Consider the following 21,306-nt stretch of genomic DNA (forward strand, 5'->3'; position numbering starts at 1 on the left):
GATGACAATAATCAAAAAGGGGATGACGACAACGTTCGTCGCGCTTGCCATGGCCGCCACGGCCTTTACCGCCGCACCGGCTCTTGCCGCCGGCAAGATGACCATTTCCAGCCCGCAGGACCCCGGCAGCTGGGATCCGATCGACACCTTCCTCGTACAATGGGCAGCCGTTGCCACCAACATTTTCGACGGCCTGACCTATCGCGGCCCGGACCTGAAGCTGGCGCCCGGCCTTGCCGAATCCTGGGAAGAACTGGATGAAGGCAAGCGCATCCGCTTCAAGCTGCGCCAGAACGTCAAGTTCCACAATGGTGAGCCTTTCAACGCCGCCGCCGTCAAGTTCACCTTCGAGCGCCTTCTCGGCGAACAGGGTGCCAAGGGCCCGCAGCGCTCCAACTACGTCGCCATCGAAAGCGTCGATGTCATCGATGATTACACCGTCGACATGAAGCTGAAGGCGCCCGATCCGGTGCTGCTCACCAAGCTTGCCGGTTATGGCGGCATGATCGTTCCGCCTGCCTATATCAAGGAAAAGGGCGAGGACAATTTCAACCTCAACCCTGTCGGCACCGGCGCATTCAAATTCGTCTCCTATGCGCCGAAGACCAACATCAAGCTGGAAGCCAACCCGGATTACTGGGGCGGCGCACCAAAACTCTCCGAACTGGAATACCGCTTCATTTCCGAACCGGCGACAGCCGTTGCCGAGTTGCAGGCCGGCCGCGTCGATCTCGTCATTCCGCCCACCATCCCGATCGGCATGATCCCGGTCATCGAAGGCGATTCCAAGCTGGAGATCGTCAGCGTTCCCGGCCCGACGGTGGATGCGCTGCGTTTCAACACCCGTGACGGCATCACCGCCGATCCGAAGGTGCGCAAGGCGATCATCATGGCCGTCGACCGTGGCACCATCGTCAAGTCGATCCTCGCCGGCCAGGCATCTGAGATCGCCAGCTTCCAGAGCGCGCTGTCCTTCGGTTACGATGCCGATCTGAAGCCGCTGCCTTACGATCCGGAAGCCGCAAAGAAGCTGCTCGCGGAAGCCGGCGTCAAGCCGGGTGCGGCGTTGCAGATCGATATCCGCGGCAATGACGCGACGATGAACGAAGTGGCGCAGGTCATTTCCAGCTATCTCTCCATGGTCGGCATCACCGCCACCATCAAGCCCTATGAGACCAACGTTCTGCTGAACGACATCATCCCGCAGGGCAAGACCGGCGCGATGTTCCAGCAGAAGTGGGGTGGCTGGACCTTCGATTACGACAATACGGCCTATTCCATGTACCACTCGGGTGAAAAGTGGAACCCTTACGACAAGGATGAAAAGCTCGACAAGCTCCTGGAATCGCAGCGTCCGCTGACCGACCGTGCCGCGCGCGAAAAGATCCTCAAGGAAATCGGCAGCTATACCGCCGAACGCGCGCTGGAAATTCCGCTTTACAACACCAATGCCATTTACGGCATCAACAAGCGGGTCAAGGGTTTCATCGCACCGCCGGATAACCGCCTGAAGCTGACCGACGTCACCGTCGAATAATCAGGTTTATCCGCCCTAAAAGCGCCTTGCCCGCCATCCCGCGGGCAAGGCCGGGTCTCTCTTCCCGAGTTTCTCTTCAAGGTAAAAAACGTGGCCGGTTTCCTCATCAAGCGATTGCTGCAGGCGATTTTCGTCGTCATCGCCATCACCCTTCTCGTATCTTTCGCCATCCGCCTGACGGGCGATCCGGCTGTCACCATGTTCCAGGGCGGTGGCAGCATGACGGAAGACGATCTGGCGCGCATCCGTGCAGCGCTTGGAACCGACCGGCCGTTCTTCGTACAATATTTCAGCTTCCTGAAGGGCCTCGTGACACTCGATTTCGGCCGCAGCTTCACCGGCAGCACGCCGGTCTCGCGTCTCATCGCCGATGCCCTGCCCGCCACGCTGCTGCTCGCCTTCATCTCCATGGCGGTGTCGATCGCGCTTTCGATCCCGCTCGGCATCAAAGCCGCGACCTCGCGCGGCAAGACGGCAGATCAGGTGATCCGCATCTTCTCGCTCATCGGCCTGTCCTTCCCGAATTTCTGGCTGGCGACGATGCTGGTGTTGCTGTTCTCCATTACGCTCGGCTGGTTGCCGCCAAGCGGCATGGGCGGCTTCGCCAGCTACATCATGCCATCCGTCACCATGGGTGTTATCCTGACGGCGACCAATGTCCGTCTCGTGCGCACGGCGATGCTCGATACGCTACGCTCACAATATGTCATGGTGGCGCGCGCCAAGGGCCTCAGCGAAAGCAAGGTTCTCTACAAGCATGCGCTGCGCAACTGCGCCATTCCGCTCATCACCTATTTCGGCCTGCAATTTGGCGGGCTTCTCGGCGGCATCGTCGTCATCGAGCGCGTCTTCAACTGGCCGGGTCTCGGCACGCTGGCTTTCGATGCGGTCGGGGCGCGCGACTATCCCGTGCTTCAGGCCGTCATCACCGTGCTCTCGCTGATGATCGTCGGCATCAACCTTCTGGTCGATATTGCCTACGGGCTTGTCGATCCGCGCATCCGCACGGAGTAAGTGACAATGGCTGCCAAAACCTCGCGCCTGTCGCGCTTCACCAATCTGGAATTCGTCCTCGGCGCGTTCCTCACGACAGTCATCTGCCTTGCGGTCGTCTTTTCCGACGTGCTGTTTCCCGGCGGCGCAGACAAGATCGACCTGATGGCGCGCCTTGTCAAGCCCTTTGCCAATGCCGCCCATCCGCTCGGCACCGATCCGCTCGGCCGTGACGTGCTGGCCCGCGTCGTCGCCGGCGGCAAGATTTCGCTGCTGGTCGGTTTCACCTCGGTCATCGGCGCGGTCATCTTCGGCGTCGCGGTCGGCTTGGTCGCCGGTTATTATCGCGGCTTCTGGGATATGCTTGTCATGCGTTTTGCAGATATCCAGCTCGCCATGCCCTTCATTCTTCTGGCGATCACCTTCATCGCCATTGTCGGCGGCAGCCTCACCAACACCATCATCCTGCTGATCATCTCGCAATGGGTGCAATATGCCCGCCTCGTGCGCGGCTCGGTGCTGACCCTGCGCGAACGGGAATTCATTCTCTCCGCCCGCGCCATCGGCGTGAAGGACTGGCGTATCATCCTCCAGCACCTGCTGCCGAACCTCATCGGCCCGGTCATCGTGCTGATGACGCTCAACGTCGCCAATAACATCCTCTTGGAAAGCAGCCTGACTTTCCTCGGCCTCGGCGTCGATCCGACCATTCCAAGCTGGGGCGGCATGCTGGCGGATGGCCGCACTTACCTGCAAACGGCATGGTGGGTCAGCGTTTTCCCCGGCCTTGCCATTCTGCTGACCGTGCTTGGCCTCAACCTTCTCGGCGACTGGCTGCGCGACAGCCTCGACCCCACAGGCAGAACCTCAAGGTGATTGCGATGAGCCAGATTTTCGACCAGACCTTCGAGCGCACGCTGGATGCGCTTCTCGCTAGCGCCACGCCCGGCCAATCCTTCGAGGCTTGGACCTTCGATGATGCCAAAAGCCGGCGCGAGGCCGAAGAGAGGCTGAAGAAAAAAGGCGTCTGCGCCCGCATCCGCAGCGCCTACAAGCCGCTTCTCTTCACCTTTCTGGAAGAGATCAATCTCGATGGCGTCGACGCCATCGAGGTGCGTTACCCGGTGCACGCAAATGCGCCAGCCAACCGTTTCCGGCTGGAGGCCTATCCGCTGGCGGCACTAGTGGGCGATGCGACGATAAATTTCATCGCCCGCGACGACGATGCCTTCCATTATGACCTGACGCTGAGCCGTAACGGCAAGCAGGAAAGCCTCACGGTTCTGGCCCCAAACCGGGTCCATACCGATATCGTCGGCGAAACCAATGTCTCGCCAACCGGCTGGTTCCGGCCTGCCGGCAATGCTGCGGGCAAGCGGCTGGAGACGGATTACGAGCAGCTTTTCGAAGCGGCAATCAATGCCGTCGCCGACCATAGCTGGGGCGATGAAGAACCCTATTTCGAGGAACTGAACATCGGCGTCGCTCATCCTGCCGAGGACATGGCCCTGCCCGTCGGCGACGAGGTCGTCAGCCTGCGCGAAGCGCTGCACGAGGATTTCTATTTCTCGCTACTGGAATTCTTCCAGAAGAAATCCGGCCGCCCGCTGGGTGACCGGGGCCTGAAACCCGGCCAGATCGTACCGGAAATCTTGAAAAGCGAAGGTGGAATCTCCGTCCACATCGAGACCCGTTCGCTGACTACCACCTTCCTCGATGGCGGCGAGCAACCGATCGATGAAGCCCGTGAACCGGTCGCGGCGGGCCAGCTCGCAAAGCTGCTTGAAGAGATCGGCGGCGAGGCCTTCGATGCCCGCTCCCGCTCCGGCCGCATCCTTGCCGCCCGTTACGTGGCCGGCAGCGATGCCGCCGTGATGGTCAGCGGCGGCCAGCACCCGAACGAGACGACAGGCATCGTTGGCGCCATCCGCGCCGCCGGCAAACTCGCTGAGCGCAAGGACGCGCATTTCACCATCTCGCCGCTGGAAAACCCTGACGGTTACGCCCTGCACCAGCGGCTGCGCATCGACAATCCGCGTCATATGCACCATGCGGCGCGTTACACCGCTCTTGGCGACGACCTCGAATATCGCACGCCGCAAAATTCAGGCGCGCATCTGAACGAGAAGGAAATCCGCTTCAAGGCGCAGGAAATCAGTGGCGCCAGCCTGCATGTGAACCTGCACGGTTATCCCTCACATGAATGGACCCGGCCTCTATCCGGTTATGTGCCGCGCAATTTCGCCATGTGGACGTTGCCGAAGGGCTTCTTCCTCATCATCCGCCACCATGCGGACTGGGAAAGCCAGGCTGAAGCCCTGCTCGACAAGGTGACCCGCCATCTCGGCGCGATTCCCGGCCTTCTGGATTATAATAACCGCCAGATCGGGCTTTATGAAATCCACGCCGGCGAAACTGGTTTCCGCATCATCAACGGCTTCCCATGCCTGTCATCCGTGGACGACCGCCACACCGTGCCGATGACGCTGATCACCGAATATCCCGATGAAACGATCTATGGCGACGATTTCATCACCGGCCATACCGCGCAGATGGAAACAGTGCTTTCGGCCTATGAGGCCTGGCAGGAAATCCTGGCACCACAGGTCGCGATAGAGCCTGCCGGAAACGGCGCGGCCTGCATTACCGGCGGCACCGGCCTGCGGGAAACACATGCTCCAACGGAGTGTTGCCGCATGTGTTGAACGGAACCGCCCAACCGGAGGCGGTTCGCCTATTTTGCCGACGCGGTGGTGGCGAGCTTCTGGTCCCGCTGCTTCTGCAGCAGCTTCTTGCCCTTGCTGAGAATATGCAGGTTGGCTGCGTCAAGCTTATTGTAACCCGCCTGAATAATATCGATATCGGCAACGTGGCCGATCGCTGCAAGCTTGTACATGACGTCACCGACGGCCACATCGATGCTGGGCGCCGGCGCGGATACGGCATCCTTCACGGCTGCCTGCAGGTCTTCCGTTGTTCCGCCCATGGCGTGATAGAGCGTCAGCGCCTTGCGCAGGAATGCTTCGCGACGCTCGATCCTGTTGTTGAGCGTATTTTCCCCGACGCGATTGCGCATCAGCTCAACAGCTTTATTCTGATATTCGCCCATCAAGACACCAAATAAAGTTCCAAAATATGCTTGGCGAGACTACGAACAATCCCCTTAGAACTGGTTAAGGCATTGGTTCGTCTCCACATCGGCACTATCCAGCGTCGAGTTTGCCCGAAGCTGTTCTCACGACACGCCAGCCCCCCAGCGGCCGCTTGTTAGACTGGCAGCAACGGCGCTTCTCCATCGTGGCGGTATGGAGTAGAACGAAATGCTGGCTTATTGATAACCGTCAGGTTATTTATCACCCCCCTTATTTCATTTTACATTGGCCATCACACTCCCCAATCTGCGAAGATCGGCCAGTGGATGGGAGCCACGGGTCACTTGGGAGGAAATTATGAAGTTGCCGCTTACCGCCGCGATTGCGGCTGTTCTTTTCAGTTCCGTCGCCTCTGCAGAAACGATCAAGATCGGCGTCATCGGGCCGATGTCGGGGCCTTTTGCGATCCACGGCAAGAATTTCAAAGCCGGTATCGAAGCCTGGCTTTCGATGCATGACAACAAGGTGGGCAACGACACTGTCGAAGTCGTTTATCGCGACGTGCCGCAGGCTGATCCCGCCCAATCCAAGGCGCTTGCACAGGAACTGGTGGTGAAGGAGCGCGTGCAATATCTGGCCGGCTTCATGTTCACCCCCGATGCCATGGCGGTGACGCCATTGTTGAAACAGGGCAATGTGCCGATGGTGGTCATGAATGCCGCCACCTCGGCCATCGTCACCAAAAGCCCCTATGTGGTGCGCACCTCTTTCACAACCTGGCAGACCTCCACACCCATCGCCAAGGTGGCTTTTGACGGCGGCACGAAAAAGGTGATCACGCTGGTCAGCGACTATGGCCCGGGCGTCGATGCCGAAAACGCCTTCAAGGCGGCTTTCGCGGCCGCCGGCGGAGAGGTGGTAGAGAGCATTCGCATGCCGATTTCCACCAATGATTTCAGCCCCATCATGCAGCGCGCGAAGGATTCCGGCGCTCAGGGCGTCTTTGCATTTCTACCCTCGGGCCCGACAACGCTCGGCTTCGTCAAGGCCTTCAACGATAACGGCCTGAAATCGGCGGGCATCAAGCTTTTTGGCCCCGGCGATCTCACGCAGGAGCCGGATCTGCCGGCTCTGGGGGAAGCCGCACTCGGCATGCAGACCACCTTCCATTATTCCGTGTCGCATGATTCACCCGAAAACAAGGCCTTCGTGGCAGCAGTCAGCAAGACGATCGGCAATCCCAAGGATATTTCCTTCACCTCCGTCGGCGCCTTTGACGGCATGTATGTCATCAGCAAGATGATCGAGGCCACCGGCGGCAAACAGGATGCGGAAAAGGCGGTTGAGGCGGTGAAGGGTCTATCCTGGACAAGCCCGCGCGGCCCTGTCAGCATCGATCCGGAAAGCCGCCACATCACGCAGAACATCTATCTGCGCGAAGTGGCCAAAGCGGATGACGGCACCTATTACAACAAGGAAATCCAGACCTTCGAAAAGCAGGGCGATCCGGGTCTCGCCGCCGCGAAATAAAAGGCAGCTTTAACGACGTTGTCGGGCCGCCAAGAGCGGCCCGTCTCCGGCCCGGATGGGCATCGCTGCACCGGGAGGAGTTTTTTCAGCATGCAGACGGTCTTCAGCATCCTCATCGATGCGCTTGCCTATGGCATGGTCCTGTTCATCATCTCCATCGGCCTTTCCGTCACAATGGGGCTGATGCGGGTGGTCAATCTGGCGCACGGCGCCTTCGCGATGATCGGCGGTTACCTCGCCTCCTATGCTGCCCACGGCCTCGGCCTTGGTTATGCGATGGCGATCCTCGTTGCTATTGTCGGCACCATCGTCATCGCCATACCGCTCGAACGTTTCCTCTACCGCCGCATCTATGGCGCGCCGGAGCTGACACAGGTACTGATGACCATCGGCATCACCTTCTGCATTATCGGCATCGCAAATTACGTTTTCGGACCCACGTTGAAGACCATTCCGCTGCCGCAGCAGCTGGCTGGCCCCACCGATCTCGGCTTCCGCACCATCGCCACCCATCGCATCTTCGCCATTGCCTGCGGGCTGGCCGTGGCCGGCGCGCTGTGGTTCACCTTCGAAAAGACCGCCTTCGGCATCAAGCTGCGTGCCGCCGTTGATAATGCCGCCATGGCGGCCGCACTCGGCGTTCGCACGGAAATCATCTATGCCGTCAGCTTCGCCATCGCCGTCGGCCTTGCCGCGATGGGCGGCGTCATCGGCGCGGAACTGCTGCCGGTCGAACCCTATTATGCGCTGCGCTACATGGTCACCTTCCTCGTGGTGGTCTCCGTCGGCGGCGCGGGCTCCATTCCCGGCGCGCTGATCGCCTGCCTGCTGCTCGGCGCGATCGATACGACGGGGCGGTATCTCGCCCCCGAATATGGCGAATTCTTCTTTTATCTGGCGGTCATCGTGATCATCACCTTGTTCCCGCGCGGCCTTCTAGGAAGGGCGAAATGAGATGGCGGTGCTCATGAACGACGTGACTGAAACGGCAGACACCCCGAAGGCACGCTCACCGCTGCGTGCTGTCGCCGGGCCGCTTCTCATCATCGCCGCCGCCATCATCGGCTACTTCCTGTTTCCGGATAATCTGGCGCTTCTGACCCGCATCATCGCCATTGCGCTTCTCGTGCTGTCGATCGATCTCGTCACCGGTTATTGCGGCGTCGCCACGCTTGGCCATGCCGCACTCTTCGGCGCGGGCGCCTATGCCGCCGGCATTGCCGCTGCCCATTTCGAGATCACCGACCCGCTTCTCATGACCGTAATCGGCGCGGCAGCGGGCGGTGTGGCCGGGCTGCTCTCCGGCACGGTGCTGCTGCGCGCCCACGGCCTGCCGCAGCTGGTGCTTTCCATCGCCGTCATCCATTTGTTCCATGAGGCGGCCAACAAGGCATCCGGCTGGACAGGCGGCAGCGACGGTCTGTCAGGTGTTTCCCCGGACGCCCTGTTCGGCACCTTCGAATTCGACCTTTTCGGCCGTACCGCCTATGTCTACGGCGTCTGTCTGCTGCTCCTCGTTTTCATCGCCCTCAGGGTCGTGGTCAATTCGCCTTTCGGCATGTTGTGCCGCGGCGTCAAGCAGGACAGCGTCCGCATTCAGGCCATGGGCGGCTCTGTGAACGGCACGATTTTGAAGATGTTCGTGATATCAGGCATCGTCGCCGGCATTGGCGGCGCGCTGAACGCCATCTCCACCCAGGTTGTCGGCCTCGACAGCCTCAGCTTCACGCTTTCGGCCGAGGGGCTGGTCATGCTGGTTCTCGGCGGCGCGGGCTCGCTTTACGGCGCGCTGATCGGCACTGTCACTTTCATGTGGTTCGAGGATGTGGTTTCCGCGGCCAATCCGTTCCACTGGCTCACCATTGTCGGCCTGCTGCTGATTGCCGTCGTGCTCTTTGCACCGCGCGGACTTTACGGCGCGGGTGAACAGATCATCGCGCGCCTGCGGGGAGATCGCAAATGAGCGCCATTTTCGAAGTCTCCGGCCTGCAGAAGAATTTCGGCGGCCTTGTCGTCACCAACAATGTCTCGCTGTCGCTTTCGCCGGGAGACCGTACGGTGCTGATCGGCCCCAATGGCGCCGGCAAGACGACCTTCGTCAATCTCGTCACCGGCAATATCAAACCCTCAGCCGGCACGGTGCGCATCGCCGGGGAGGACGTCACAAACCTCAGCGCCAGCCAACGGGTGAAGCGCGGCCTCGTGCGCTCCTTCCAGGTCACCCGGCTGTTTCAGGACATGACGCCCGAGGAACATGTGGCGCTCGCCATTCTCCAGCGCGAAGGCAAAACGGCCCGGATTTTCGGCCGCTACCGCGCCATGCCCTTGGTGATGAGCGAAGCCCGCGACATTCTCGGCACGCTCGGTCTTCTGGCGCTTGCCGAAACAAGGGTGCGCGAAATCGCCTATGGCCAGCAGCGGCTGATCGAGATCGCGCTTGCCATGGCGCTTCGCCCGAAAATCCTGCTGCTCGACGAACCAGCGGCGGGCGTGCCTTCCACGGAAACGGCGCGCATCGAACAGGCGCTAGACCGGCTGCCGGCCGATCTCGCGATCCTGATGATCGAACACGACATGGATCTGGTCTTCCGTTTCGCCAAACGCGTCGTCGTTCTGGCGGCCGGCGCCGTCATTTTCGATGGCTCCCCTGAAGATGTCACCAGCAATGCGGAAGTCCGCCAAGCCTATCTCGGAAGTTACGCCAATGCCCGCAGCGCCGCTTGAAATCGCCAACCTCACCGCCGGTTATGGCCCGACAAAGGTCATCGAGGGCCTGTCGCTCTCCGTGCCATCGGGCTCGCGTTTTGCCGTGCTCGGCCGCAACGGCGTCGGCAAGACCAGCCTCTTCGCCACGCTGGCCGGCCAGACGAAACGGTTTGCCGGCGATATCCGCATCGGCGGACAGGACATCGCCGCTTTGCCGAGTGCTGCCCGCGCCAAGGCCGGCCTCGGTTACGTGCCGCAGACCCGCGATGTATTCCCCACCCTCACGGTGGAGGAAAACCTCTTCGTCGGCCTCAAGACCCGGCCGAAATCGGCCATCGAGGAAGCCTACACGCTGTTTCCGCGCCTGAAGGAGCGCCGCCGCAACCTCGGCTCGCAACTCTCCGGCGGCGAACAGCAGATGCTCTCCACCGCCCGCACCATTCTCGGCCAGCCGCGCGTGCTGCTGTTCGACGAACCGCTCGAAGGCCTCGCGCCCGTCATCTGCGAAGAACTGATGGCCGCCTTCTCCAAACTCGCGCAATCGGGCGAAATGACCATTCTTCTCATCGAACAGCGCATCCAGATGGCCATCGATTTCGCCGACCACGCCATCATCATGGAACGCGGCCGCATCGTCTGGGAAGGGCCGTCGAGCGAGCTTGCGGAGAACCCCGGTATTATCGACACGCATCTCGGGGTTGGCGGGTTGCACTGAGCCATCTCACCCTCATTCGTCGGCTTCCAAAAAACCCAATGGAATAAAAATTCCATTGCGGCTAAAGTGCACACGATTTCAGTCTGCACAAAGGAATGACAATGACGGCAATCGAGGCGCCAGATTCGGTGAAGGCTTTTGAGGAGCGGTTGCTCCAGGTGGCGGAGGGCCTGCCGAAGCGGTTGCGGCAATGTGCCGATTATGTCGCCTCCAACCAGGATCGCATTGCCGTTTCCACCGTCGCCGAAATGGCCGAAGGGGCCGGCGTGCAGCCCTCGGCCTTCATGCGGTTTTGCCAGATCATGGGTTTTTCCGGCTTTTCGGAAATGCAGCGCCTGTTTCGTGAATCCTATGTCGGCGGCTGGCCGGATTATGCCACCCGGCTCGATCACCTGCGTGAAAAGGGCGACGAGAGCGCCGCCGGCCTGCTGGCGGAATTCGTCGAAGCCGGCCGTTCTTCGCTCGAAATGCTTTTGAAATCAGTCGATACGAAGCAGCTGGACGAGGCGGTTTCGGCGCTCTCCAAGGCGCGCACCGTGCATATTATGGGTCTGCGCCGCTCATTCCCCATCGCCAGTTATCTGGCCTACGCCTTCGAGAAGATGAAGGTGCCGGCCGTTTTGCACAGCGCCGTTGGCGGGCTCGGCAATATCAGTGCCATTTCATCCGACGATGCGCTGATCGCCATCACCTTTTCCCCCTATTCCACTGAGACGCTGGAACTGGCGGAAAACGCCCGCGCCAACGGCATTCCGGTGGTGGCGCTTTCCGATTCCGCGGTCAATCCGCTCCGGAAATCCGGTGCGACGCTCCTGACGGTGACGGAAATCGATTTCGGCGCATTCCGCTCGCTTTCGGCCACGCTCTGTCTCGCCATCACGCTGGCGGTTGCTGTGGGAACACGCAAGACAGCCTGAATATTTTTATTGAAAATGGAAAAAATAGAATTTATGATCCAAATTCATGAAACGGGCATTCCACGACTGTCCGTCTCGTGACGGGACAAGTGAGCGGAGGAGGCTCACCGGAGCGGGATGGCGATAGCTGGCGGCATGGTTGCCTGATCCGCTCGACACACATGAGGCAGACCGCGCCAGCGTGCGGTGCTAAGGAGGAAACCTTTTGAAAAAACTTGATCTTATCACGATCGGGCGCTCGTCTGTCGACCTGTACGGTTCGCAGGTCGGCGGCCGTCTGGAGGACATGGCCTCCTTTGCCAAATATATTGGCGGATCTCCCACCAATATCGCAGCGGGTGCTGCGCGCCTTGGATTGAACAGTGCTGTCATTACCCGCGTGGGTGATGAGCATATGGGCCGTTTCATCCGTGAACAGCTGGTGCGTGAAGGCGTTGACGTGCGCGGCGTGAAGACAGACCCGGAGCGGCTGACCGCGCTGGTGCTGCTCGGCATTCGTGACCAGAACCAGTTCCCGCTGATTTTCTATCGTGAAAACTGTGCCGACATGGCGCTCAGCGAAGACGATATCGATCCCGACTTCATTGCCGACGCCGGCTGCATCTGCGCCACTGGCACGCATCTGTCGCATCCGAACACGGAAGCTGCCGTACTGAAGGCGCTGAAGCTCGCCCGTGAAAACGGTGCAAAGACCGCACTCGATATCGATTACCGTCCCAATCTCTGGGGTGTTGCCGGCCATGGCGATGGCGAAAGCCGTTTCGTCGAATCGCAGAAGGTCACCGCCAAGCTGCAATCCACTCTACATCTCTTCGATCTGATCGTCGGCACGGAAGAGGAATTCCACATCGCCGGCGGCTCCACCGATACGCTGACCGCGCTCAACGCCGTGCGCAAAGTCTCGAATGCGACGCTGGTGTGCAAGCGCGGTCCGATGGGTGCTTCGGTCTTCACCGGCGATATCCCTGATAGTCTCGATGACGGCCAGACGGGCGAAGGTTTCCCGATCGAGGTCTTCAATGTTCTCGGTGCCGGCGATGGTTTCATGGCCGGTCTGTTCCGTGGCTGGCTGCGCGGCGAAGACTGGCCGACGACGCTGAAATACGCCAATGCCTGCGGCGCCTTCGCCGTCTCCCGCCATGGCTGCACGCCAGCCTATCCGAGCTGGGAAGAGCTGCAATATTTCTTCAAGGCCGGCATTCGCAACAAGGCGCTGCGCAAGGACGAGGCACTGGAGCAGGTGCACTGGTCCACCAACCGCAAGGGCGACTGGGACACGATGCGCGTTTTCGCCTTCGACCACCGCATGCAGCTGGAGGCCATCGCCGACGAACTTGGCGTGAAACACGAGCAGATCGGCGCTTTCAAGAAGCTTTGCCTTCAGGCCGCACAGAAAGTTTCCGGTGGTGAGCCGGGTTACGGCATTCTCTGCGACGGCCGTCTTGGCCGCGACGCCCTGTTTGCCGCCAGCGGTTCTGGCCTCTGGATCGGCCGTCCGGTGGAATGGCCGGGCTCGCGCCCGCTGACGCTGGAACCCGATCTCGGCAAGGATTTCGGCGGGCTTTCCGAATGGCCGCTTGAAAATGTCGTCAAGGTTCTGTGCTTCTATCACCCCGATGACACCGAGGAGATGCGCACCGCGCAGGAAGAGACGGTCATGCGTCTGTTCGAGGCGGCACGGCGCAACCGGCTGGAAATGCTGCTGGAGGTCATTCCCTCCAAGGTCGGCCCGACAGACGATCTGACCGCGGCCCGCATCATCGAGCGCTTCTACGAGATCGGCGTTTATCCCGACTGGTGGAAGCTGGAGCCGATGAAGACACGCGCGGCGTGGAAAAATGCCTGCGACGCCGTGCATCGCAACGATCCTTACGTGCGGGGCATCGTCGTTCTCGGCCTCGACGCACCGCAAAGCGAGCTGGAGGAGAGCTTCCGCCTTGCCGCCGGCTTCGATCTGGTCAAAGGTTTCGCCGTCGGCCGCACGATTTTTGCCGACGCCGCACGGGGTTGGCTCGGTGGCAAGATCACCGATGAGGAAGCGGTGAAGGACATGGCGCAGCGCTATACCAGCCTGTGCCGCATATGGGATGAGGCGCGCGCCAAAAAGGGAGAGGCAGCGTGAAGACAATCAGATTAACGGCTGCGCAGGCTATGGTTCGTTACCTCGCCGCGCAGATGAATGAACATGGCGAAACCTATATCGCCGGCATGTGGGCGATTTTCGGCCATGGCAATGTCGCCGGCATCGGCGAGGCGCTTTATGGCATCCGCGACGAGTTGCCGACCTATCGCGGCCAGAACGAACAATCCATGGCCCATGCGGCCATCGCCTATTCCAAGCAACTGCGCCGCCGCCGCGCCATGGCGGTCACCTCCTCCATCGGCCCCGGTGCCGCCAACATGGTGACGGCGGCAGCGCTGGCGCATGTCAACCGCCTGCCGGTTCTGCTGATCCCCGGCGATGTCTTTGCCAATCGCGGTCCCGACCCCGTGCTGCAGCAGTTGGAAGATTTCGGCGACGGCACGATGACGGTGAATGACTGCTTCCGTCCGGTCAGCCGCTACTTCGACCGTATCATGCGCCCGGAACAATTGCTGACGGCCCTTCCCCGCGCCATGCGCACCATGACGGACCCTGCCGATTGCGGCCCGGTCACGCTTGCCTTCTGCCAGGATGTTCAGGCCGAGGCCTATGACTATCCGGTCAGTTTCTTCGAAAAGCGCATCTGGCGCCAGCGCCGCCCGGAACCTGATGTGGTGGAATTCGAAGAAGCGCTTGCCGCACTGAAGGCCGCAAAGAACCCGATCATCGTTGCCGGCGGTGGCGTGCATTTTGCCGGTGCCACCGAGACGCTGAAACGTTTTGCCGAAACCCATTCCATTCCGGTCGTTGAAACACAGGCCGGCAAATCGGCGCTTGCGTGGGATCACGATCTCAATTTCGGCCCGGTCGGTGTTACCGGCGCGGAAAGCGCCAATATCGTCAGCGAGAAGGCCGATCTGGTCTTCGGCGTCGGCACCCGCTTTCAGGATTTCACAACAGGCTCCTGGGCGCTGTTCAAGAACCCGAGCCGCAAGATCCTCGCGCTCAACGTCCAGCCCTATGACAGCGCCAAGCATGACGCCATCAGCCTGACGGCGGATGCGAAGATCGGGCTTGAAAAACTCTCCGCCGCCCTCGGCAGCCACCGTTACGCGGCGCCGGATGCCGGCCTCAAGGCAGCATGGTTCGCAAAGGCCGATGCCGATACCGCCGCACCGGGCGAGGAGCATGTGAACAGCCTGCCCACCGACATGCAGGTGATCGGCGCGGTGCAGCGCCAGTCGCGGGACAATACCGTCGTCATGTGTGCCGCAGGCACCATGCCGGGGGAGCTGCATCAGCTCTGGAAATCAAAGCTGCCGCTCTCCTATCACATGGAATATGGCTTCTCCTGCATGGGTTATGAAGTGGCCGGCGGCCTCGGCATCAAGATGGCGGAACCGGACCGCGACGTGATCGTCATGGTCGGCGACGGCTCCTACATGATGATGAATTCCGAGCTTGCGACATCCGTTGGCATGGGCGTCAAGATCACGCTCGTCATCACCGACAACAGGGGCTATGGCTGCATCAACCGCCTGCAGATGGAAACCGGCGGCGCGGAGTTCAACAACCTCTACGCTCATACCAACGTCAATCCGATCGCCATCGACTTTGTCGCCCATGCCGGCTCGATGGGCGCGGATGCAAGCAAGGTTTCTACCATTGCTGAACTGGAAGAGGCACTTGCCGCCGCCCGCGCTTCCAGCCGCACCACCGTCATCGTCATCGATACCGACCCCTATCCAACCCCGCAGGCCGGTGGTCACTGGTGGGATGTCGCGGTGCCTGAAGTCTCCGACCGCGCCGAAATCGGCCCGGCCCGCGTTCGTTATGAAAACCATGTCAAGGAAAGACAGTAAGATGATCCGTTACGGCACCAACCCCATCGCCTGGTCCAACGACGACGATAGAACGCTCGGCGCCCATATCAGCCTGGACCAATGCCTCGATGAGACCGCCAAGATCGGTTTCGACGGTATCGAGAAGGGCCACAAGTTTCCGACCGACCCGGAAGGCCTGAAGGGCGTGCTTTCACCGCGCGGCCTCTCCTTCGTTTCCGGCTGGCATTCTCTGAACCTTCTGACCGACGACATCGAGTCTGAAAAGAAGGCGATGCAGCCGGCGCTCGATCTCCTGAAAGCCATGGGCTCGAAGGTCATCATCGTCTGCGAGACCTCCAACGCCATCCACGGCGCCGATGACACGGCGCTGGTCGACCGGCCGCGCCTTGCGGCCGAAGACTGGGCGAAGTTTGGCGCCGGTGTCGAGGCGCTGGCTGCTTTTGCTGCTGGGCAGGGCATCACCCTGGTTTACCACCATCACATGGGAACGGTGGTCGAGAGCGAAGAGGAAATCGACCTCCTGATGAAGCATACCGGGCCGAAGACGCATCTGCTGCTCGATACCGGCCATTGCCTGTTCGGCGGCGGTGACCCCGTCCGCGTCGCACAGAAATATATGGGCCGCGTCGGCCATATCCATGCCAAGAACGTGCGGCCGGTGATTGCCGATCAGGTGCGCAATGAGCGGCTTTCCTTCCTCGAAGGCGTTCGCCGCGGCGTGTTCACGGTGCCCGGCGACAGCGAAGGCGGCGTGAACTTCCCGCCTGTGCTGAAGGTGGCGGCCGAGCATGGTTACAGCGGCTGGCTGGTGATCGAAGCCGAGCAGGACCCTGATGTGCGCAACCCGTTCGAATATCAGAGCCTCGGGCTGAAATCGCTGAAGGCTTTTGCGCGCGAGGCGGGGCTGGACAAGGCTGAGGCTGCTTGAAGCCTTTTCTTCCTCATTCCTGTGCTTGTCACAGGAATCCAGCCGACGCGCGTCTGCGCGACGCAAAGACTCCTCTCAGCCCAAGGACTTGGGCTGGCTGGATCCCTGTGACGAGCACAGGGATGAGGGAAACGCGGGAATAGCCGCCCGATAAATTGAACGACTGACCAAAAAGGAACATCACCATGACCTCACTTCTGCGCAAGCCGGTCGCGACAAGCGGCAAGGTGCACGATATCACGCCCCAAAGCGCGGATTGGGGTTATGTCGGTTTCGGCCTCTACCGCCTGAAACCGGGTGAGACGGCAGCGGAAAACACCGGCGATACGGAAGTCATCCTCGTGCTTGTCGAAGGCAAGGCGACGATTTCCGCAGGCGGCAAAGATTTCGGTGAACTCGGCGACCGCATGAACGTCTTCGAGCGCAAGCCGCCGCATTGCGTTTATGTTCCGGCCGGTTCGGAATGGTCGCTGACCGCCACGACGGATTGCACCGTTGGCGTCTGCACCGCACCCGGCGAAAAAGGCAGCCGCGAGGCGCAGCAGATCGGGCCCAATGGTGTGCAACTGACGGAACGCGGCAAGGGCGCCAATACACGGTATATCTTCCCCATCGCCATGGAAGAGCGCGATGTGGCAGACAGCCTGCTGGTGACGGAAGTGTTCACACCATCGGGCAACTGGTCATCCTATCCGCCGCACCGGCATGATGAGGATAACTATCCCGATATGACCTATCTGGAAGAGACCTATTATCATCGCCTCAACCCGGCGCAGGGTTTCGGTTTCCAGCGTGTCTTCACCGAGGATGGCTCGCTGGACGAGACCATGGCCGTGTCTGACGGCGATGTCGTGCTGGTGCCCAAGGGCCACCACCCCTGCGGTGCGCCCTATGGCTACGAGATGTATTATCTGAACGTGATGGCGGGACCGATGCGCAAATGGCGCTTCAAGAACCACCCGGATCACGACTGGATTTTCAAGCGGGATAATCCCTGAGACGCACGACGTCCCTCATTCCTGTGCTTGTCACAGGAATCCAGCCGGCGCGCGTCTGCGCGGCGGGTAAGGACTCCTCTGAGGCCCAGGACTTGGGCTGGCTGGATCCCCGTGACAAGCACAGGGATGAGGGCGGTGAAACTTGGGAGCGCCCATTGCAATTCAGAGAAAATAGAAGCGATAAGTCGTTGATTTTATTCTAATAATTTCGGGAGGAGAGACCATGGCCGCTCTTGGCGTGGGCCTTATTGGCACGGGTTACATGGGCAAATGCCACGCGCTGGCGTGGAATAACGTCACGAGTGTCTTCGGCGATGTGGAGCGCCCACGGCTGGTGACGCTCGCGGAGGTCAATCCGGAGCTGGCGGCGAAGAAGGCCGCCGAATTCGGTTTCGCCCGCTCGACAGGTAACTGGCGCGACCTGCTGGCCGATCCCGAGATCGACGTCATCTCGGTCACCACGCCGAACGCCTTTCACCCGGAAATGGCAATTGCCGCCCTTGAGGCCGGCAAACATGTCTGGTGCGAAAAACCGATGGCGCCCGCCTTTGCCGATGCGGTGAAGATGCGCGATGCCGCCCGCCGTTCCGGCAAGGCGGCGGCGATGGGTTACAACTATATCCAGAACCCCGTCATCCGCCACATTCGCCGCCTGATCGATGAGGGCGCTATCGGCAATGTCTATCACGTCCGCGCCGAAATGGACGAGGACTTCATGGCGGACGCCACCCAGCCCTTCTACTGGAAGAGCGAAGCGTCCTCCGGATACGGTGCGCTGGATGATTTCGCCGTTCACCCGCTGTCATTGCTTTACGCCCTGTTCGGCCATGCCGAAAGCGCCATCACCGACATGGTAAAACCTTACGAGACCCGCCCGCTTGCCGGCGGCGGCGAACGCGCTGTCGAGACCCACGATCTTGCCAGCGTTCTCCTGAAGCTCGAAGGCGGCATTTCCGCCGTGCTCATCGCCAACCGCTCCGCCTGGGGCCGCAAGGGCCGCATCGCCATCCAGATTTACGGCTCCACCGGCTCGATCCTGTTTGATCAGGAGCGGATGAACGAGTTCCAGCTCTACACCACGGATGGACGGCCGGAAGAACAGGGTTTCAGAACCATCCTCACCGCACCCCACCACAAGCCCTATGACCGCTTCATCCCCGCCCCCGGCCACGGCCTCGGTTTCAACGATCTGAAGGTGATCGAATGCCGTGAGCTGATCGCGGCGATCGAGGGCAACAAGGCCCATATCATCGATTTCGAGGAAGGGCTGAAGATCGAGCGCAGCATTCACGCCATGGCGCGGTCGTTTGCCGAAGGGCGTTGGGTAAGGGCGGAGGAGATTGCGGAATAGGGACAGACAGGAGGTGAGCGCCAAGCTCACCTCTTTCGTCATGCTCGGGCCTGTCCCGGGCATCTGCAACCGATCGATTTAACGCGACGTGGTTGGAACCTCGGGACAAGCCCGAGGATGATGGAGGAAAGGCCTTACCCCTTGACCGGCGTCTCCGGCACCGGTGTCAGCACCTTGCCATCCCTGAACCAGCCGAGAATATTGTCCGCCACCAGGTCGGCCATGGCGTTGCGCGTCGGAACCGAGGCGGAGGCGACATGCGGCAGCAGGGAGACATTCGGCAAGGCGAGGAAAGCTTCCGGCACCTTCGGCTCGGCATAAAACACGTCGAGACCGGCAGCACCCAAAGCACCGCTCTGCAACGCCTGCAGCAGCGCATCCTCATCGACGCTGGAGCCACGGCCGACATTGATGAACACGCCCTCACGCCCAAGCGCCGTCAGGATGTCGGCATTGATCGCCTTGTGCGTCTCCGGCGTGCCGGGCACGATGCAGATCAGGATATCGACGGCCTCAGCCATCTCCTTCAGCGAACCGTAATAGGTGTAGGAGAGTTCGTCGCGCTTGCTGCGGGTATGGTAACCGATTTCCACCTTGAAGGGCTCGAGCCGCTTGGCGATTTCCTGGCCGATGCGGCCCATGCCGAAGAGGCCGACCTTGCGGCCGCGCAACGAAAACGGCGATAGCGCAAACGGACCTTCGCCAACCCATTTGCCATCACGCAGCCACGTCTCGGCCTGATAAAGACGGCGCACGGTATTGATCAACAGCGCAATCGTCGTATCCGCCACTTCGTCATTCAGCACATCGGGCGTATTCGTCACCACGATGCCGCGCGTGGCGGCGTGTTTGGCGTCGACGCCGTCATAACCCACGCCAAAATTGGCGATGATCTCAAGCTTCGGCAGTGCGTCGATCCACTTGGCGTTAACGACACCGGAAACGGCAATGGCATTGATGCGCTCGGCCGCACCCTCAGGCAGAACCGGCTCGGCACCGGCAGGCACTGCCACGATCTCGACCTTGCCTTCAAGGCGTTCGAGAACGCGCGGGTTTATCTTGCCGGGAACGAGAACGACGGCCTTTTTGTCAGACATGAGCGGATATTCCTCCAGATAACATTCCGATATCAGGAGCGGGCTTTGGGCGAACCGCTCCTATAGGCAGCGATCTTTTCAAACAACGGCGGCCGTGAAAAGGCCAATAAGGGGATGTTATGGGGGCAGACGGAAGTTTCATGCCGATTTTTATGCGGCACATCGCTCGCCGCCATGCCGGACTGGTTCATCGCTACTGGGTGTGAATTTCTGAAGAAACTTCGCATCAAGAGCATCTCGCGCGAAGGATAAAGCTTCTCGCGACGTCACCCTTTGGCATGTCCCAAGGCTCTAATCACATCGACAAATCAGTACGTTGCAGCTCCTCGGGACAGGCCCGAGGATGACGTCGGTGCAGGTTGCATGACCCACCTCCCCTAAAAGAAGCCTTCCCGTCGCGCGGGCGCACGTCAGTAGGATTTCAGGCCAACACCGGAGATGGATACGCGCGCCGCAAAGATCGCTCCTCTCCCATTCGGCAAGCTCAAACCCGCGGCCGCACCGGCCCCGTCGACTGGCGGATGCGCATTTCCGGCTTGATCAGGTGAATACCGTCAGGCTCGTGACTGCCCGCCAGCCTGTCCAGCAGCGCACGGGCCGCAAGACGCCCGACCTCGGCCTGGCCGTTGGAAACGGTGGTCAGCGCCGGCGTGGCGATGGCCGCTTCTTCCAGATCGTCGTATCCCGTCACGGAGATATCGACGCCCGGTACCAGTCCCGCGCGGGAAATGCCGTTCATGAGACCGATGGCGACGAGATCGTTCCAGCAGACGGCAGCTGTAGGCTTCTGCGGCAGCGACAGGAAATGCACCGCCGCTTCAAAGCCGCCCTGCTTGGAGCGCGGGCCGGGAATACGCAGGTTCGGATCAACCTCGATGCCCGCCTTGCGCAGAGCATTGACGTAACCCTGATACCGGTCGCGGCCGGTCGATGTCTGGTCGGTGCCGCCGACCATGGCGATGGTGCGGTGGCCGAGGCTGATGAGGTGGTTGGTGGCGAGCGAAATGCCGTAGCTGTCATCGCCGCGATAGGTCGGCATGTCGACGCCGTCCATCGAACGGGCCACGAGGATGGCGGGCATGCCGTTTTCTTCGGCCAGCGTCATGTCCTCGATCGGCGTGCCGATGGCGGGCGACATGATGATGCCATCAGAGCCGAGCTGCAGCAGCGTTTCGATGAAGGTGCGCTGTTTTTCCACCGAATCATAATGGTTGGACAGAATGAAGGTCTGGCGGCTGCGGTCCAGCTCGCTTTCGATGGCTTTCAGGATTTCGCCATAGAAGGGGTTCATCACATCATGGAACACCACGCCGACAATGCCGGAGCGCGAGGTGCGCAGGCTGGCGGCGCGGCGGTTGTAGATATAACCCAGCGCCCGCGCCTGTTCCTTGATCTTGTCACGCGTATCGGAAGCAACCAGCGGGCTATCGCGCAATGCCAGGGAAATGGTGGCGGTCGAAAGACCGAGGCTTTCGGCAATCGTCGACAGTTTAACCTTTTGTGCCATGGCATTCC

At 60.8% G+C, this 21,306-nt stretch carries 18 protein-coding genes; 15 read left to right on the forward strand and 3 right to left on the reverse strand.

Going from position 1 to position 21,306, the window contains the following annotated elements; all coding sequences use genetic code 11:
* Position 1 precedes the first annotated feature (1 nt).
* The 4 genes from GSF67_RS16335 (at position 2) to GSF67_RS16350 (ending at position 5,235) form a co-directional block, all read left to right on the forward strand.
* On the forward strand, positions 2 to 1,537 hold the full coding sequence (locus GSF67_RS16335; protein WP_006316567.1) for an ABC transporter substrate-binding protein: 1,536 nt from the start codon (positions 2 to 4) through the stop codon (positions 1,535 to 1,537).
* 90 nt (positions 1,538 to 1,627) lie between these two features.
* The gene (locus GSF67_RS16340) at positions 1,628 to 2,551 is read left to right on the forward strand and encodes an ABC transporter permease (protein WP_006316568.1); all 924 of its coding nucleotides are present in this window, start codon (positions 1,628 to 1,630) and stop codon (positions 2,549 to 2,551) included.
* A gap of 6 nt (positions 2,552 to 2,557) precedes the next feature.
* Positions 2,558 to 3,406, forward strand: coding sequence for an ABC transporter permease (locus GSF67_RS16345; protein WP_176072045.1), 849 nt, complete (start codon positions 2,558 to 2,560; stop codon positions 3,404 to 3,406).
* 5 nt (positions 3,407 to 3,411) lie between these two features.
* Entirely contained in the window at positions 3,412 to 5,235 is a 1,824-nt protein-coding gene (locus GSF67_RS16350; RefSeq protein ID WP_244399945.1) for a M14 family metallopeptidase, read from the forward strand.
* A gap of 29 nt (positions 5,236 to 5,264) precedes the next feature.
* On the opposite strand, the gene GSF67_RS16355 is transcribed toward GSF67_RS16350, so the two are convergent.
* Positions 5,265 to 5,639, reverse strand: coding sequence for a hypothetical protein (locus GSF67_RS16355; protein WP_035216873.1), 375 nt, complete (start codon positions 5,637 to 5,639; stop codon positions 5,265 to 5,267).
* A 340-nt stretch (positions 5,640 to 5,979) separates the two neighbouring features.
* Here GSF67_RS16355 and GSF67_RS16360 point away from each other — a divergent pair, with 340 nt between their 5' ends.
* The 11 genes from GSF67_RS16360 (at position 5,980) to GSF67_RS16410 (ending at position 18,694) form a co-directional block, all read left to right on the forward strand.
* A complete protein-coding gene (locus GSF67_RS16360; protein ID WP_006316572.1) occupies positions 5,980 to 7,152 on the forward strand; it encodes an ABC transporter substrate-binding protein in 1,173 nt (390 codons plus the stop codon).
* A 90-nt stretch (positions 7,153 to 7,242) separates the two neighbouring features.
* Complete coding sequence (locus GSF67_RS16365) at positions 7,243 to 8,106, forward strand: branched-chain amino acid ABC transporter permease (RefSeq protein WP_006316573.1); 864 nt, start codon at positions 7,243 to 7,245, stop codon at positions 8,104 to 8,106.
* Position 8,107: 1 nt separating this feature from the next.
* Complete coding sequence (locus tag GSF67_RS16370) at positions 8,108 to 9,115, forward strand: branched-chain amino acid ABC transporter permease (protein WP_006316574.1); 1,008 nt, start codon at positions 8,108 to 8,110, stop codon at positions 9,113 to 9,115.
* Positions 9,112 to 9,876 (forward strand): ABC transporter ATP-binding protein, encoded by a 765-nt coding sequence (locus GSF67_RS16375; RefSeq protein ID WP_006316575.1) that lies wholly within the window; start codon positions 9,112 to 9,114, stop codon positions 9,874 to 9,876. Before GSF67_RS16370 ends, GSF67_RS16375 begins: the two co-directional genes overlap by 4 nt.
* Positions 9,857 to 10,573, forward strand: a complete 717-nt coding sequence (locus tag GSF67_RS16380; protein WP_176072046.1) for an ABC transporter ATP-binding protein — start codon at positions 9,857 to 9,859, stop codon at positions 10,571 to 10,573. The genes GSF67_RS16375 and GSF67_RS16380 overlap by 20 nt, the downstream gene beginning before the upstream one ends.
* Before the next feature lie 101 nt (positions 10,574 to 10,674).
* The gene (locus GSF67_RS16385; RefSeq protein ID WP_006316577.1) at positions 10,675 to 11,490 is read left to right on the forward strand and encodes a MurR/RpiR family transcriptional regulator; all 816 of its coding nucleotides are present in this window, start codon (positions 10,675 to 10,677) and stop codon (positions 11,488 to 11,490) included.
* A 205-nt stretch (positions 11,491 to 11,695) separates the two neighbouring features.
* Entirely contained in the window at positions 11,696 to 13,612 is a 1,917-nt protein-coding gene (gene iolC / locus GSF67_RS16390) for a 5-dehydro-2-deoxygluconokinase (RefSeq protein WP_006316578.1), read from the forward strand.
* Complete coding sequence (gene iolD, locus GSF67_RS16395; RefSeq protein WP_006316579.1) at positions 13,609 to 15,435, forward strand: 3D-(3,5/4)-trihydroxycyclohexane-1,2-dione acylhydrolase (decyclizing); 1,827 nt, start codon at positions 13,609 to 13,611, stop codon at positions 15,433 to 15,435. The genes iolC and iolD overlap by 4 nt, the downstream gene beginning before the upstream one ends.
* A 1-nt stretch (position 15,436) precedes the next feature.
* Entirely contained in the window at positions 15,437 to 16,345 is a 909-nt protein-coding gene (gene iolE, locus GSF67_RS16400; protein WP_006316580.1) for a myo-inosose-2 dehydratase, read from the forward strand.
* Positions 16,346 to 16,530: 185 nt separating this feature from the next.
* Positions 16,531 to 17,343, forward strand: a complete 813-nt coding sequence (gene iolB, locus GSF67_RS16405) for a 5-deoxy-glucuronate isomerase (protein WP_003519834.1) — start codon at positions 16,531 to 16,533, stop codon at positions 17,341 to 17,343.
* A gap of 223 nt (positions 17,344 to 17,566) precedes the next feature.
* Positions 17,567 to 18,694 (forward strand): Gfo/Idh/MocA family protein, encoded by a 1,128-nt coding sequence (locus GSF67_RS16410; RefSeq protein WP_006316582.1) that lies wholly within the window; start codon positions 17,567 to 17,569, stop codon positions 18,692 to 18,694.
* Between the two features lie 134 nt (positions 18,695 to 18,828).
* Here the strand turns inward: GSF67_RS16410 and GSF67_RS16415 are convergent, their stop codons facing one another.
* Positions 18,829 to 19,791 (reverse strand): 2-hydroxyacid dehydrogenase, encoded by a 963-nt coding sequence (locus tag GSF67_RS16415; protein ID WP_006316583.1) that lies wholly within the window; start codon positions 19,789 to 19,791, stop codon positions 18,829 to 18,831.
* A gap of 484 nt (positions 19,792 to 20,275) precedes the next feature.
* A complete protein-coding gene (locus tag GSF67_RS16420; protein WP_004433466.1) occupies positions 20,276 to 21,298 on the reverse strand; it encodes a LacI family DNA-binding transcriptional regulator in 1,023 nt (340 codons plus the stop codon).
* Between the last annotated feature and the right edge of the window lie 8 nt (positions 21,299 to 21,306).

It is taken from the genome of Agrobacterium sp. CGMCC 11546 (assembly GCF_013365515.1).
Lineage (GTDB): Bacteria > Pseudomonadota > Alphaproteobacteria > Rhizobiales > Rhizobiaceae > Agrobacterium > Agrobacterium fabrum.